We start from the raw sequence: 11,907 nt of genomic DNA on the forward strand, positions 1-11,907 counted from the left end.
AGTAATGAAGGGTTTAGTCAAAGCTGCAGTTTTAACTGTTACTCTTGGTATTGGAGGCGCTTTCTATTCAAGTGATGCATCTGCGCACGGGTATATAAAAGAGCCCGTCAGCAGAGCGTACATGGGAGCATTAGAGAAACAAACATTGGGCTGGACGGCCGCTGCCCAGAAATATGGCTCCGTCATTGATAATCCTCAGTCTGTAGAAGGGCCGAAAGGATTTCCGGCTGCAGGTCCGCCGGATGGAAGAATTGCATCTGCAAATGGGGGATCGGGACAAATTGACTTCGGTTTAGACAAGCAGACTGCAGATTATTGGGTAAAACAAAACATCCGCGGCGGTTTTAATACCTTTACTTGGTACTACACGGCCCCTCATGCGACATCAAAGTGGCACTATTATATCACCAAGAAAAACTGGAATCCGAATAAACCTTTGTCAAGAGATGAATTCGAATTAATCGGAACGGTAAACCACGACGGTTCCAAGGCAGATACGAATCTGACTCATAAGATTTTTGTGCCGACTGATCGAAGCGGGTATCATGTCATTTTAGGGGTATGGGACGTTGCGGATACTTCCAATGCCTTCTATAACGTCATCGATGTAAACCTTACACAATAATCTATGAATTACTGATCGGCTGCATGTTGATACATCGGCCGATCTTTTTAGTTTTTATGTGTGAATGAAAAGGGGAAAAACAGCAGAGCGCCATAAACATTTCATTTATGGCGCCGTACGATCATGGAGGTGCTGCTGACATGGATGCGGAGGTAAGAGGATTCTTAATAACCGCCGAGGAAAGAAGCCCCAACGATGATTAATAAAATGAATAGCACCACGATTAACGCAAAGGAGCTACCATAACCACCTGAGAATCCCATATAATCTCACCTCCTAAAGAGGATTAATACATATTATGCCGAAATGAAAAGTTTGATAGGGATGCTAGTTTACTTTTTGAAAAAAGGGTTTTAGTCTATATTTCCTTTACATGACCATCCGTTAAAATGAGTAAAAGGAGGAATCGTACTGCTTCCTGTAATAGAAACGGGTAGGCTCATACATTGAGAAGTTGCGAAGAGGGTGCGCAGTTGGCTTGTTTTTTAAAAAATGAAAAAGTAACAAGCTATTAGGATTGGAACCTTTTGATTTAACGGAACAGGCTGAAGAAATGATTGGTTGGTTTCAAGAGCAGTAGCGGAATGTGATGAGGAATAGAGAAAAAAGATGCGATGGGCATAATCGGAACCATGTATCAAAACAGATTGCCTGATGATACACGCGTATACTCCATTCCGAATGGGAACGTTAACGATCTAAATAGAAGAGCTTCAAGTGTTCTGCGGTAAATAAAAAAAGCCGATGAAGGCTTAACATTGATTAGACGCTGTAAAGCATTCTTTCCGCTGCGCTTTCTGCAGACGGTGTTTGATTGTAAGAAACGATTCCGATAATCACTAACAAGATGATGAACACCAATATGCTCCACAACATTATTTTTAAAGACTTTGACATGGCATACCCTCACTTTGAAAGACTTTACCGGGGCTGCGATCGGAGCCCGCACTTCAAGTATAGTCGTTATAACGGTGAAAAATGTGCAGTATCCCGTTATCAAAATAAAAACTTGCGGGCGCTGCCGCAAGTTTTCTCCGTATTAAGGTCTGTGGAATTCAATATGCTGATTATCACGATCGAACCATCCTCTGAATGCCCAATTGATCCAGCCTCCGTCCCCTTTGTTATCGAAGGACCCGTCTTCGAAGACCCAGATTCCGTAAGTAATGCCGTCATAAACGGCTGATCCATAAAACTGAACGCCGTTAAACCGGTCTTCATATTCTTGATTTAAATTGAACACCATGACGTTGTACTTCTGTCCTGATGCGTAAAATGTTGTTTCCATGACATTTTTTACCCAGCCGGTTCGGTTTTGATCTGACTTAACTGCTTCAGCAATGCGATCTGAGATTCCGAGAACATCTACGTTTACGTTCAGCCCGGCATCAACCCCTGCTGCTTTTACGTTTTGGTCTGCTGTTTGGGATAATTTACTTTCTAACGGATTTGCAACGGGTGAAACGTGAGGCGCGTTTGCGTGTTCAGACTGACTGGCTGCTGAGGCACTGGCTGTGAAAGGAATTGTTAGAGATAAAGCTAAGCATGATCCGACTACCGTTCTGGCGATTTTCATGGCTATGACCTCCTGAGGAAATTTTTTAAAATTGTTGCAAATTCATGGTATCGCAGAAAAATTGACCAAGCAAAGAGTAGATTTTCTCAAAAGTCATGTCATTCTATTTGTGTTGTTTTCTGTAAATGAAAACCTTTTAATTAGGCGAAAAGGGAAGAAAATAATAGAGTCTTTTTATGTATTGTGATAGGATGACCTGATTTTGGGTGAAAATAGCCCGAAGAAACGCCATAATAAGAAAAACACCCGGAGTTTACCGGGTGTAAAAAGTGTTGATATGTCAAGTTAGCAGCATTTTTTACATTTTTTGCATTTTCTTTTATAAACAACGATGTAATCATAATCAAGATGCTTTTTATCTTGTTTCTTCTTTTTTTGTTTAGGCTGCTTTGGGTGGTGATCATAATGTCCGTTCATGTCCATATCCATACCCATATCCATACTCATATTCCTCCTTTTTTCATCTGACGGTAGTATTCTATGACAGAAAGCATGGATGGCTTGGACAAATGAAACGGTATGCTGAAAAAGAGGCATCTCATTCGGTATAAAAAACAAGATCATACCCGCCCGATAGAAAAGAGAGGAGATGATCCTGATATTGAGTCCCTATTTGATAACCGCAATTGCAATGCCGTACCCTTTTTCAGAACTGTACAAGGCCGTCAGTTTCAATACCTTCCAGCCTTCCGCGGCTTTAGTCCCGATTCCGTTATGGGCCGTGATATAATCTCCCGGGCTGACCGTACCGTCGACCCGTACGTAATGCCGGCCGTTGAGTCCGACAATGTGCCATTCGTCTCTGGCCGCGCGTGCTTCATAGTCAGCTTCAAGAGCCGGACTGCAGTCTGGGTTTTGTTTCGGCACGCGTACCGTTTCTCCTGTTTCTTCGTCAGTCACATTTTCGTATATGAAACCGCCGAACTCGTTTGTCAAAAAGCGGCTTTGCCATCCGAAGCTTGCCGCTCCTGAGATAAAAGCGGCTGTTTCTGAAATGACGCCGAGCATGTAATCTCCGACGTGAGCCGATTCAATTTTTTCGCCTTTCACTGTGACGATCGTCCCGGCGGGAATTGTCTGGCCGGTTACACTTTCAAAATATTCTCCGTACCCTGACAGGGAAGAGGTGACAGCTCCGGCGAACGTACCGTGGCCGCCCGCTGAATCCAGTTTCCATTTGATGGACTGATGCCCTCCGGCAACCGTGTATGGTTCTTCCAATGTAATGCTTTCTGATGACAGAATCGTTCTGGAGACTTTGCTGCCCGTAATATGGACATTGTTTGAAGCGGCGATAAATGCCCTTGAACCTTCAGAACTTGAACCTCCGGAAGAGCTGATGATCGCATTTCTGTCACCTCTGGCCGTAATATCGCCTGTTCCCGCAATAACGGCGCTTGTCGGGTTGAATGCAAAACCGGAGCTGGTCGCGAGCTGTGCGCCTCCCTTTAAATTGACGGGGATCTGCTCATAAGTCTGTCCTTTTATAGATGCGGCCGCGCTGTAACCTTCCGCTTGCACCCCGAGAATGACGGCCTGACTGTTAGGGGACGTAATTCCGACCGAACCGCCGTCTCCGATCATCGTACCGTTCATAATATTTACGTTATATTGGCCTCCGCCGATTGAGATGCCTTTAGGAGAAGACTTGTATATATCAAAATTTGAAATTTTAACATAATCGGTTTTATTTGATCCGCCGGATATATTGATGTCAACACCGGCTTGTGTAAAGCCGCGTATTTTAATACCGTTAATCGTAATATTTTGACTGCGGTATTGAAGAGCCACGACTGGATTCCCGCCATAGTCGTATGAGGGATCACCAATAGCTGTGAATCCGTTTACATTAACGTTTTTATAGGCAGAGATGACCAGCGCCCTCGGGGTCACACCGTCATAGAGAGCATTAAATACCGGTTCAATCGCGGTGCAATCGGTTAAAGTAACATCATAAGCCGTCGTGCTTTCGGGGTCTGAGGCCTGATGATGGCCGATATGACGAATATCAAATGAACGTACATCACGATACGAAACATGACCGATAATATGAACATTTTGAGAAGCCGGCCAGAGGCTGTGCGCCTTTACCTCAATCCCGCGGATATTTCCGCTCGTATAGTTATTTAAAAGCCATACATGTTTAGAGCCGTCGTCAATTTCAATGCCGTTCGAGTTTGCGCTGCCCTCAGCATGCTCTGTGCCGCGGGGGTTTCCGGAATGGCAGTTGGAAATGAAAATATACTCGCTGTAATGGGTGGTAATGCCGTCGTCTCCGGCGCCGTATGCCACACAGTTATCAATCCATATATATCGGCAGCCGTCTTTCGTCCATTCTGTTTCAGGCAAATGATCGTAAGTCGGAGATGTAATATCAATACCATGGAGACCCGCGTTAACCGTTTCAACATCTTAATCCAGCCGTATTGCACATTAGCAAACGTTAAACAGCTGGAAAACTGTCCTCCGGGGTTCCTGACCCCGCATTGACGATCAGGATTCCAGTCTAAAGTCATGTTCTGGACAAAAATATTACGGTTTCCATTATCGTAATCATCGTTAGTAATGACCCATTCGTATGCGGGAGTGTCCTCATGAAGCTTAAGCACGGTAATCCCCTGTCCCTCACCGGAAATGGTAGTCCATGAGGGGAGTTTTATCCCTTGAACCAAAAATTCTCCTGCGGGGACATTTACTTTGACCCGGCCGTTCCCGATCGCTCTCCGAAAGGCTTCCGTATTGTCCCGGCCGTCAGGGACCGCTCCGTAGTCCTCCACATTCACTTCCCGGGTGATTTTATTCATAAGCATTTCGTATTCTGTATCAAGCCGTTCTTTTAAAAGTGAGGTGACCATTCCTTCCGCCGTCACCCGGGCATCTGCGATCTCAAGATTATCATCCGTTGCGGAATGCTTAATAAAATTCTGCATCCTTGCTTTGAGATGCTCCAATTCAGAGGGCTGTGCAGGGCGAGACTGCAATGGGGCGTTTAAAGACGGATCAGGAAAGTTTTTAAATTGAACCATTCTAAAGACACCTCTTTCTTTTGATATAAGCGCCTGAGGCAGGGGACAGAAAAGAGTCGCGCACCCTTAAAGCGCTTATTCTTCAAATTCTTTTCAGAACGAAATTCCTTTTGAAACCAAGGTGAAATTTTAAAAAAGCTCTGTTGAAAGAACGGATATAAAGCTTTGCATTATTGTAATTGAAGCTGTCATGTGAAAATGGAGGAAAAAACTGATAGGAAGGGCCCTCATTTTAGGTTTATTCTCATTGACTTCGCCGCGCTTCCTCTTCGGCTGCATATACACCAAAATCAACATTCTTATCAGTTAAATGGTATAATGGGGCACGGATTGGTCATCAATACGACTGAAATAGGGAAGCAAAAGGAGCAGCGAACATGACTTTACAAATCAAAATTAAATATTCAGATGATACGCAAACGAGAATCAGTAAAATTGAACAGGGCGATTGGATTGATCTGCGGGCAGCTGAAGATATCACAATCAAAAAAGGTGAATTCAAACTTATCCCGCTTGGAGTTGCGATGGAACTGCCGGAAGGATATGAGGCCCATGTCGTACCGCGTTCAAGTACATATAAGCATTTCGGTATCATTCAGACAAATTCAATGGGAGTCATTGATGAATCATATAAAGGCGACAATGACTTTTGGTTTTTTCCTGCATTCGCACTTCGGGATACCGACATTTCCAAGGGGGAGCGGATCTGCCAATTCAGAATCATGAAGAAAATGCCTGAAGTGGAGCTGATCGAAGTAGACAAGCTCGGGAACAATGACCGCGGCGGACTGGGATCAACAGGCACGAAATAAAACGAAAAAAGACTGCTAAACAGCAGTCTTTTTTTTATGGAAACAGCAGTTACATTCAATTTGTTTCGGTGATTCTTGAATTGGGAAATCATACGTCACGTTCGAATTTGACTTCGAAATAAGCGGCCGCTCCGTAATCGTTTATGCCGGGAGCAAATATTTGAGCCGGACGCCAGCCCAGCTCAGCATATTGATAAAATGATTTCCCTGCAGTCCTCACTCTCTTCCAAAACTAAGGAGAAGGGTTTCATTTTTATCATTTAAGTTTTTGTCTCTTTGACAGAAAGACTTTTTTAGGTTAAAGGATAGAGGTTGTTTTGATGTTTTTATTCTCCAAGATGAACGGAGGTTTTGTCCAACGTATATAATATTGTGACAAAAGTGTAAACAAAAGAAAGGATGATGTTATGGCAAAAAGGGTTAGAAGAGTAGAGCGTAAAGCAGCTGGCAAAGAGGCAGAGCAGAAGAAACCGTCCAAAGTCACCCTGTTCTGCCGTTCGCTTCAAAGGCTGAAGCATTTGTATTGTAACATAAACATACAAATGCCATCAATAACCAAAAAAGGAATTTTAGTTTTAATTTTACCGTTTTTGCTCCTGCCGTTCTTTCAGGCTAATGCCGCTTCAGATATTTACGGCGGTTTCGAGGAATTAAAGCTGAATGAAGATCCTTCCGATTTTTCCATTTCAACGCGAGAGCATGACCCTTCTGTCCTCATATTAGCTATACACGGCGGAGGCATAGAGCCGGGTACCAGTGAGTTATCTAGAGAAATTGCCGAAAACCGGAGTTTATATTTATTTGAAGGGTTAAAATCAGCCGGTAATGCGGCTCTGCATTTGACAAGTTCGCATTTCGATGAACCGAAGGCCGTGCAAATGGTGAAAGAGCACTCTAATGTCATTTCATTGCACGGTTACGGCAGTGACGATAAAAAGATAAAAATCGGCGGTACAGACAGAGAACGGGCCGAACTTTTGACCGATGTGCTGAAACGACACGGGTATCCTGCCGTTCTTCTTGGCATAAATGATAAATATGCAGGCGTCAGTCCGAACAACCTTGCCAATCAATCTTCATCCGGATTGAGTATTCAAATCGAAATGAGCACCGGCTTCAGAAAATCACTATTTGACACTTTTACGCTGAAAAGCAGAGCATCCACACAAAATGGGACCTTTTATCAATTTACAAAAACGATTTCTGATTTTATCAGTGACAATTATTAATAAGCACGCCTATTTTGCCGGCGGGGCTTTTTCTTTTGAAATTTATGAAACTTTAAGTTCTTAAGATCGTATACATAATTGACAGGATGAAAGAAAAGAGGTGGGCAAATGAAAGTGATGATCGGGTCTATCATTCTTCTTGTCATCATCGGATTCGGTTTATGGCTGATGCTTAGTCCAATCTTTAAACAAGTGGGAAGCGGAGCCAAAAAATTCAAAAAGTCATGGGAGGAAGAAGATCAGCATGAGCGAAAATAAGCGCGGAAACACAAAAAAAATTATCGGCGGTGTGATTATAGGTGCAGCCCTTTTAATTGCGGGCGTTACAGCGTCACTATTCATTGAAAAAATACCGAACGGTTATGTCGGGGTTGTATACTCACCGAATGGCGGGGTAAAATCCGACACATTGGACCAAGGCTGGCACTTAGTCGGATTATTTAATAAAGTAACGGAATATCCGGTGCGTATGCAGACAGTGAATAATGAAAATATAAAAGTGGCAACCTCAGACGGTAAAAATATAGAAATGGATATCGCTTACAACTATGTCGTGCAGCCTGATAAAGTAGTCGATCTGTTTAACAAATTCGGCGCGGTAGACGTTGAAACGATTGAAAATACATATTTAAAAACAAGGCTGTGGGATGCGGCGCGAAAATCAATCAGCAAATACTCGGTTATTGACACATACGGGCAAAAATCTGCAGAAGCCGCTGCTGATGTCCAAAAACGGTTTGCTGATGATATGAAGAGTCTTGGATTTTTAATTGATGATCTGACGCTTGGCGTACCGAAGCCGGATAAAGCCACACAGGAAGCCATCGATGCAAGGGTGAAATCTTCACAGGAACTTGAACGGACACAAACTGAAATTAAAATAGCCGAAGCCGAAGCGAAAAAGAAAAAAATTGAAGCGGAAGGGATCGCTGATTATAACGAAATCATAAAGAAATCAATGTCCGATGAAATGATCAAATATAAATGGATTGAAAAATGGGACGGAAAAACGCCGAAAGCGACAGGCACAGACTCACTGCTGCAGCTGCCGCTGGACGATCAGAAGCAAAAATAAAAAGAGAAGGAGGCGATTGCCTCCTTTTTATGTTTTTTCCTGAGGGTCTTTTTCCGGCACTAATTCTTCAGACGCCTCGGTTTGATAGCTCCATAGCGTGCTATCCGTCTCTGTTGTGTCCTGATAATCTTCGGGAAGTACATATTGCTGCAAATACCGGTGAAAAAATGCCTCGAAAACAGAAATGCAAAGTGCAGAGATAACCGATGCCGCGGCAGGCGAGACATTAAATCCGCCAATGTTCATAAGGAATATCCATAATACAATGAATGAAATTCCGAAATCAGCTGCAACGGCTGTGAAATTGCTTGTTCTCGGCAGAATCATGCAATCACCCGCAAAATAAGTGATTAAACTTAAGATCACTGTAATAAACAGAACGTTTAAAAAGGTTACTTGGTACATAAGATCCAGAACAATGTACAGTAAAGCAAGTGTGAGCGCCGTTTTAGAAGCGAAAGCAATTACGTGTTTCATTTGAACCACCTTCGTTATTTCGTTTAGTCTTCATTGTAAGCAATCCGCAATTTTTTAAACTGGTATATAGCGGTTATAGAGTATACGTTTTAATAAAATGTGAATAGACATCACAGGATTCACAAGTTAAAATATGTAAAAAGGGGGATGCAAATGAAAAAATACTGGATTTGTATTGCTGTTTTTTTATTATGTTTTAGCGGAATACACTCAGCTAAAGCGGCTACCACTGAATTCGGATCAAAAACAAGCTTCACTTTGGAGGGAAATGCAAAAGAGTTTCATATTGAAAATCCTGGGGCTGTAGCTGCCGACGATTACTTTTTAGGATATAAGTTCACCATAATGAACAACTCTTCGTGCGGTTTAAGCATGAAACTCCAGCGGATGGCGCTGAACGGAAATTTTTATACATTAAGTTCTAAAAGCTACAGCGGCAGCTGGTTAAACCTAAGTGCCCAGGACAAAAAATCAATTGATCCGCATCACAAATACAGGATTCTGATTGAAAGCTCTTCAAACGTCTGTGCACCTGTTCATATTAAAGGGTTATACGGCGTGGAATATTATCATTTTGATTGAAAATAGATACCCGCAAAGGCAGCGGGTTTTTTTACATCTCGTCAAAACTTATTGTACTATGCACTAAATATTCATGAATAAAATGTAATCCGTCCGCTCCAGATGAAGATAAATATATATCAAAATCAGCCCGCACAAATACAAAAGTTGAAAAATGGATAAAAAGTTTCCTTGGAGAAACATTATTTATTGACTTCAAAAGTGAGATGCCGGATAATAAAAATGTAAGTTTTTCCTCCTTAGCAGGTTCGTTTCTTAAGCCAGGGCGAATCTGCTCTTTTTTATGCAAAAGAAAAACCCCTCTGAAAGGGGCTTTACGATAAATAAAGTTTAATAGAATTAATGAACGGCTCTGAATACGCCGATCACTTTCCCTAAAATACTTACGTTTTGCAGGATAATCGGTTCCATCGTCGGATTTTCCGGCTGCAGCCGCACATAATTGTCTTCTTTATAGAAGCGCTTGACCGTGGCTTCATCATCTTCGGTCATAGCCACCACGATTTCCCCGTTATTGGCCGTGTTCTGCTGTTTGACAATGACGTAATCTTTGTCAAAAATGCCGGCGTCAATCATACTCTCTCCCATGATTTCTAACATGAATACGTGTTCTCCCGGAGGAACCATCCGGTCAGGAAGCGGAAAATACTCGTCGATATTTTCAACAGCTGTAATCGGGATACCCGCCGTCACTTTTCCGATGACCGGAACGTTGACAACCTGGCTTTTCGGAATTTGGACTTCTTCTTCATCCAATACCTCAATCGCTCTCGGTTTAGTAGGGTCCCGTCTGATCAGGCCTTTTGTCTCCAGCCGCGCCAAATGTCCGTGCACGGTTGAACTGGAAGCCAGTCCTACTGCTTCTCCTATCTCTCTTACAGAAGGCGGATATCCTTTCGTTTTTACCTCTTCTTTAATAAAACGCAGGATATCAAGCTGCCTTTTTGATAGCTTCGTCATATTTCGCACCTCAAAACGTCGATTTTAAGTAGATTATAGCATGATTTTCCTGACAGTACAAACATAGGTTCGAAAAAAACGATTGACAGAAACATTTGTTCGTATATACTGAAAGGTATAAAAAGCGAACAAACATTCTGGAGGTTGTTTAAATGGCGAAGGAATCTATCATATTTGTCGGACTGTTTACTGCGATTTTAAGTGCCGTTATTTTACTTGTTTCATGTGCGGGAAATGATCAGGCGCTCAGCCAATATGTTAAAATAAAGGTTCAGGACGGAGATACTCTGTGGTCACTTGCGGATCAAGTAGCAGAGAAGAAAAATATTAACAAAGAAGATTTCATTGAGTGGGTGACGGAGAATAATCATCTCCAAACTGCTGATATAAAGCCCGGAGACGAACTTATTCTTCCGGTTAAGAAGGAGAATCCGGCCGTATATCAGCTGGCCATTGTCAATTAGAGAGGAAAGAGAGAAATGAAGGCGCTCATTTATGCCCGGGTAAGCACAAACAAAGAACAGCAGCAGACGTCTTTAAAAAGACAGGAAGAGGAGCTCAGTGAGATCGCTGCGGCAAACGGCATGGAAGTCGTAAAAGTCATTTCAGAGAAAGCCAGCGGTTACGAAATGGACCGCGACGGAGTATTTGAAATGCTTGATGAAATTAAAAAGTCACATATTGACGCGATATTGGTGCAGGATGAAACAAGACTGGGAAGAGGAAACGCCAAGATCGCGCTTTTGCATTGTATTTACAGGGAGAACGTAAAAATATATACGACGGCTCATAAAGGCGAGCTGGAGCTTTCCGAAGCTGATACGATGGTACTCGAAATCGTCAGTATTGTGGAGGAATATCAAAGGAAAATTCACAATATGAAAATCCGGCGGGGAATGAAAAGAGCCGTAAAAAATGGCTATAAACCTGAACGGAATCTGAAAAACAGACATGAAAACAGCGGAAAAGAAAAAAAAGAGGTTCCTGTTTCGGAAATTATCAGGCTGAGAGCCAACAAGCTTACCTTTGCAGAAATCGCGGCCACCTTAAGAGGATTCGGCTATGATGTATCCAAAGCCACGGTTCACCGGCGTTTTCAGGAATATATCGCAGACAGCGAAGGCAGCTGACATGCTTCAGTTGTAAAAAAAACTATGTTTTAGTAGTATATAATCAACACGCACCAAAGGAGCTTATTATGATTTCTAAAGAAAAAATCGCAAGAATTAACGAATTGGCTCAAAAAGCTAAATCAAACACGATAACCGATGAGGAGAAAGCCGAACAGCAAAAGCTTCGCCAGGAGTATTTGAAAGGGTTCCGCTCCTCAATGAAAAATACGTTAAAGAGCGTAAAAGTTATTGATCCAGAGGGTAATGATGTCACTCCTGAAAAATTAAAAAGGGAACAACAGAAAAATAATCTTCATTAAACAGAAAGAATACGGCAATACGTATTCTTTTTTGTATATACTAATATCAGGCTGTGATTTGCGACAATTTTCAACAAGTTTATCTCAAATTTAAGCTGAAAGAGTTGAGAAAA

At 42.4% G+C, this 11,907-nt stretch carries 16 protein-coding genes and 2 pseudogenes; 9 read left to right on the forward strand and 9 right to left on the reverse strand.

All coding sequences use genetic code 11. The features are described 5' to 3' along the window. The first annotated feature begins 4 nt into the window (after positions 1-4). Positions 5-625, forward strand: coding sequence for a lytic polysaccharide monooxygenase auxiliary activity family 9 protein (locus NYE50_RS10770; RefSeq protein WP_003154023.1), 621 nt, complete (start codon positions 5-7; stop codon positions 623-625). Positions 626-789: 164 nt separating this feature from the next. Here the strand turns inward: NYE50_RS10770 and NYE50_RS10775 are convergent, their stop codons facing one another. The 5 genes and pseudogenes from NYE50_RS10775 to NYE50_RS10795 all read right to left on the reverse strand — a co-directional run bounded on the left by NYE50_RS10775 (position 790) and on the right by NYE50_RS10795 (position 5,227). Next, a complete protein-coding gene (locus tag NYE50_RS10775; protein WP_003154022.1) occupies positions 790-888 on the reverse strand; it encodes a YjcZ family sporulation protein in 99 nt (32 codons plus the stop codon). 499 nt (positions 889-1,387) lie between these two features. Then, positions 1,388-1,522: a hypothetical protein gene (locus NYE50_RS10780; protein WP_257722394.1), complete on the reverse strand. Its 135-nt coding sequence runs from the start codon at positions 1,520-1,522 to the stop codon at positions 1,388-1,390. A 142-nt stretch (positions 1,523-1,664) separates the two neighbouring features. Beyond that, on the reverse strand, positions 1,665-2,201 hold the full coding sequence (locus NYE50_RS10785; protein ID WP_007611706.1) for a hypothetical protein: 537 nt from the start codon (positions 2,199-2,201) through the stop codon (positions 1,665-1,667). 285 nt (positions 2,202-2,486) lie between these two features. Then, the gene (locus NYE50_RS10790) at positions 2,487-2,642 is read right to left on the reverse strand and encodes a hypothetical protein (RefSeq protein ID WP_164512107.1); all 156 of its coding nucleotides are present in this window, start codon (positions 2,640-2,642) and stop codon (positions 2,487-2,489) included. A gap of 168 nt (positions 2,643-2,810) precedes the next feature. Beyond that, positions 2,811-5,227: pseudogene (locus tag NYE50_RS10795) on the reverse strand (peptidase G2 autoproteolytic cleavage domain-containing protein). A 377-nt stretch (positions 5,228-5,604) separates the two neighbouring features. On the opposite strand from NYE50_RS10795, the gene NYE50_RS10800 reads away from it, so the two are divergent. After that, positions 5,605-6,039, forward strand: coding sequence for a dUTP diphosphatase (locus NYE50_RS10800; protein WP_003154017.1), 435 nt, complete (start codon positions 5,605-5,607; stop codon positions 6,037-6,039). 88 nt (positions 6,040-6,127) lie between these two features. Here the strand turns inward: NYE50_RS10800 and NYE50_RS10805 are convergent. Then, a pseudogene (locus tag NYE50_RS10805) lies at positions 6,128-6,235 on the reverse strand (DUF4177 domain-containing protein); the annotation flags it as partial. Positions 6,236-6,446: 211 nt separating this feature from the next. Here NYE50_RS10805 and NYE50_RS10810 point away from each other — a divergent pair. The 3 genes from NYE50_RS10810 (at position 6,447) to NYE50_RS10820 (ending at position 8,343) form a co-directional block, all read left to right on the forward strand. After that, entirely contained in the window at positions 6,447-7,268 is an 822-nt protein-coding gene (locus NYE50_RS10810) for a poly-gamma-glutamate hydrolase family protein (protein WP_032875039.1), read from the forward strand. Between the two features lie 108 nt (positions 7,269-7,376). Continuing rightward, entirely contained in the window at positions 7,377-7,526 is a 150-nt protein-coding gene (locus NYE50_RS10815; protein WP_007410334.1) for a hypothetical protein, read from the forward strand. Further along, positions 7,513-8,343 carry a prohibitin family protein gene (locus NYE50_RS10820; protein WP_007410333.1) on the forward strand — a complete coding sequence of 277 codons (831 nt, stop codon included), beginning with the start codon at positions 7,513-7,515 and terminating at the stop codon, positions 8,341-8,343. Before NYE50_RS10815 ends, NYE50_RS10820 begins: the two co-directional genes overlap by 14 nt. Before the next feature lie 27 nt (positions 8,344-8,370). On the opposite strand, the gene NYE50_RS10825 is transcribed toward NYE50_RS10820, so the two are convergent. Then, entirely contained in the window at positions 8,371-8,820 is a 450-nt protein-coding gene (locus tag NYE50_RS10825) for a YndM family protein (protein WP_017417873.1), read from the reverse strand. A gap of 153 nt (positions 8,821-8,973) precedes the next feature. On the opposite strand from NYE50_RS10825, the gene NYE50_RS10830 reads away from it, so the two are divergent. Then, positions 8,974-9,402 (forward strand): hypothetical protein, encoded by a 429-nt coding sequence (locus NYE50_RS10830; protein WP_224988143.1) that lies wholly within the window; start codon positions 8,974-8,976, stop codon positions 9,400-9,402. A 31-nt stretch (positions 9,403-9,433) separates the two neighbouring features. Here NYE50_RS10830 and NYE50_RS10835 read toward each other — a convergent pair whose 3' ends face one another. Further along, a complete protein-coding gene (locus tag NYE50_RS10835) occupies positions 9,434-9,691 on the reverse strand; it encodes a hypothetical protein (RefSeq protein WP_224988141.1) in 258 nt (85 codons plus the stop codon). Between the two features lie 50 nt (positions 9,692-9,741). After that, positions 9,742-10,362 (reverse strand): transcriptional repressor LexA, encoded by a 621-nt coding sequence (gene lexA, locus NYE50_RS10840; protein ID WP_007611720.1) that lies wholly within the window; start codon positions 10,360-10,362, stop codon positions 9,742-9,744. A 152-nt stretch (positions 10,363-10,514) separates the two neighbouring features. Here lexA and yneA point away from each other — a divergent pair, with 152 nt between their 5' ends. From yneA to NYE50_RS10855, 3 genes are all read left to right on the forward strand, one after another. Then, entirely contained in the window at positions 10,515-10,826 is a 312-nt protein-coding gene (gene yneA / locus NYE50_RS10845) for a cell division suppressor protein YneA (RefSeq protein ID WP_224988139.1), read from the forward strand. A 15-nt stretch (positions 10,827-10,841) separates the two neighbouring features. Continuing rightward, positions 10,842-11,492 (forward strand): YneB family resolvase-like protein, encoded by a 651-nt coding sequence (locus NYE50_RS10850; RefSeq protein ID WP_016935979.1) that lies wholly within the window; start codon positions 10,842-10,844, stop codon positions 11,490-11,492. 68 nt (positions 11,493-11,560) lie between these two features. Further along, positions 11,561-11,794: a DUF896 domain-containing protein gene (locus tag NYE50_RS10855; protein WP_003153997.1), complete on the forward strand. Its 234-nt coding sequence runs from the start codon at positions 11,561-11,563 to the stop codon at positions 11,792-11,794. The last annotated feature ends 113 nt before the right edge of the window (positions 11,795-11,907 follow it).

Origin of the sequence: Bacillus sp. EU55 (assembly GCF_038005925.1) — a bacterium.
GTDB classification, from domain to species: Bacteria; Bacillota; Bacilli; order Bacillales; family Bacillaceae; genus Bacillus; species Bacillus velezensis.

Coding starts and splice junctions, on each gene's coding strand:
- NYE50_RS10770 (WP_003154023.1), top strand. CDS start 5: ATGAAGGGTTTAGTCAAAGCTGCAGTTTTAACTGTTACTCTTGGTATT.
- NYE50_RS10775 (WP_003154022.1), bottom strand. CDS start 888: ATGGGATTCTCAGGTGGTTATGGTAGCTCCTTTGCGTTAATCGTGGTG.
- NYE50_RS10780 (WP_257722394.1), bottom strand. CDS start 1,522: ATGTCAAAGTCTTTAAAAATAATGTTGTGGAGCATATTGGTGTTCATC.
- NYE50_RS10785 (WP_007611706.1), bottom strand. CDS start 2,201: ATGAAAATCGCCAGAACGGTAGTCGGATCATGCTTAGCTTTATCTCTA.
- NYE50_RS10790 (WP_164512107.1), bottom strand. CDS start 2,642: ATGGATATGGGTATGGATATGGACATGAACGGACATTATGATCACCAC.
- NYE50_RS10800 (WP_003154017.1), top strand. CDS start 5,605: ATGACTTTACAAATCAAAATTAAATATTCAGATGATACGCAAACGAGA.
- NYE50_RS10810 (WP_032875039.1), top strand. CDS start 6,447: ATGGCAAAAAGGGTTAGAAGAGTAGAGCGTAAAGCAGCTGGCAAAGAG.
- NYE50_RS10815 (WP_007410334.1), top strand. CDS start 7,377: ATGAAAGTGATGATCGGGTCTATCATTCTTCTTGTCATCATCGGATTC.
- NYE50_RS10820 (WP_007410333.1), top strand. CDS start 7,513: ATGAGCGAAAATAAGCGCGGAAACACAAAAAAAATTATCGGCGGTGTG.
- NYE50_RS10825 (WP_017417873.1), bottom strand. CDS start 8,820: ATGAAACACGTAATTGCTTTCGCTTCTAAAACGGCGCTCACACTTGCT.
- NYE50_RS10830 (WP_224988143.1), top strand. CDS start 8,974: ATGAAAAAATACTGGATTTGTATTGCTGTTTTTTTATTATGTTTTAGC.
- lexA (WP_007611720.1), bottom strand. CDS start 10,362: ATGACGAAGCTATCAAAAAGGCAGCTTGATATCCTGCGTTTTATTAAA.
- yneA (WP_224988139.1), top strand. CDS start 10,515: ATGGCGAAGGAATCTATCATATTTGTCGGACTGTTTACTGCGATTTTA.
- NYE50_RS10850 (WP_016935979.1), top strand. CDS start 10,842: ATGAAGGCGCTCATTTATGCCCGGGTAAGCACAAACAAAGAACAGCAG.
- NYE50_RS10855 (WP_003153997.1), top strand. CDS start 11,561: ATGATTTCTAAAGAAAAAATCGCAAGAATTAACGAATTGGCTCAAAAA.